Origin of the sequence: Ureibacillus chungkukjangi (genome assembly GCF_003217295.1) — a bacterium.
Classification (GTDB): Bacteria; Bacillota; Bacilli; order Bacillales_A; family Planococcaceae; genus Ureibacillus; species Ureibacillus chungkukjangi.
Genome location: NZ_QJTJ01000076.1, coordinates 1 through 1808 on the forward strand (window position 1 = coordinate 1; position 1808 = coordinate 1808).

Here is a 1808-nt window from a genome sequence, read left to right on the forward strand (position 1 = left end):
CCCCCTCTGTTAGGATAGATGTCGTATCGAGCTTACGTGGTATAGTAAAGTAAAAACACGGAGGTCGAGACGAATGACAATGAAAAGAGAACGTATCCGCTACACGGCTGAACAAAAACAAGCCGTTGTTGCACGTATGATGCCACCACAAAACGAAGCGGTAGCGAAAATAAACGAAGAAACAGGCATTACAGAAGCCACATTATATAAATGGCGTAAGGAAGCACGAGCAAAAGGTAGTGCAACACCTGGCAATGGACAAACAAGCGATAAATGGAGCAGCCATGATAAATTTTTAGTGGTAATGGAAACCTTCTCGATGAATGAAGCTGAGTTAGCGGAATATTGTCGTCGAAAAGGCTTATATCGTGAGCAGATCGAATCATGGAAAGAAGTTTGTCTTCAGGCAAATGGTCAGGCATTTGATCAGGCGAAGCAGTTGAATGGGCAATTAAAGGAAGAAAAGCAACGGGCAAAGGCGTTGGAGAAGGACTTACAGAAGAAAGAAAAGGCATTGGCAGAAGCGGCAGCCTTATTACTCCTTCGAAAAAAGGCCCAGGCGATTTGGGGGGACGAAGAGGACGAATGATTGACCCGTCAAATCGCAAACTCGCAGTAGAATTAATTCAAGAAGCGAATCGAAATGGGGCGCGATTGGCAAAGGCATGTGGAGAATTGCATATTAGTGTTCGCACGTATGAACGTTGGGTAAAAGACGGTGAAATCCAGTTGGATAGACGTCCTACCGCCAAGCGTCCCATACCGAAAAATAAGCTATCTGAAGAAGAACGAACAGAGATTTTAACCGTAGTGAAGCAAGATGAATATGCCGATTTACCACCAACACAAATTGTCCCAAAGTTAGCCGATCAAGGGACGTACATCGCTTCAGAATCAACATTTTACCGTGTATTACGCGAAGAAAAGATGCAAAATCACCGAGGCTTTAGTCAAAAACCGACGAAACGGATACCAGAAAGTCATCTCGCTGTGGCACCGAATCAAGTATGGACATGGGACATTACGTGGTTAGCAGGACCTGTGAAAGGTATGTTTTATCGTCTTTATTTAATCATTGATTTATTTAGTCGCAAGGTTGTCGGCTGGGAGGTTTGGGAAACCGAAGAAGCAAACTATGCGGAGCAACTGGTGCAAAAAGCGGTACTGAATGAAAAAATTCAAGGTGCTCCACTCGTCCTTCATTCGGATAATGGCAGCCCGATGAAAGCCTCCACTTTTCAAGGGTTTCTGGAGAAAATGGGCATTCAAAGCTCGTATTCAAGACCACGTGTCAGCAACGATAATCCCTATTCAGAAGCGATGTTTCGGACGTTGAAATACCGCCCTGATTTCCCGCGAAAAGGGTTTAAGTCCGTAGTGGAAGCACGTGCTTGGGCATTAAAATTTGTCCGCTGGTACAACGAAGTACATTTACATAGCGCCTTGAAATTTGTGACGCCGGTGCAGTGCCATACTGGTAAACATATCGGAATTTTAGAGAAAAGAAAATTAGTGTATGAAGAAGCCAAACAAAAGCATCCAGAACGTTGGGCTGGGCAGACACGCAATTGGTCAGCGCAACAACAAGTCGCACTGAATCCGATAAAAGAAGTCACTCAAGAATAAAAAATTTCCCCTTTTCCCTGTGGATGTTCAATGGAAAGCGATTTTCTTTCCATTGAACATCCACAGGACAGCAAGCACAGCGCGCTAGCTTCGATTGAATTGGGGATTTGAATGAATTAAATATAAATTTAGTAGAGAAATAAAATAGCTCGATGCGACAACTATATTGACAAACACCGATA

Annotated in this window: 1 pseudogene; it reads left to right on the forward strand. The window is 43.6% G+C overall.

The annotated features are described in order from the left end of the window. Positions 1 to 79 precede the first annotated feature (79 nt). Positions 80 to 1626 (forward strand): annotated as a pseudogene (locus BJ095_RS18805) (IS3 family transposase). Positions 1627 to 1808 lie beyond the last annotated feature (182 nt).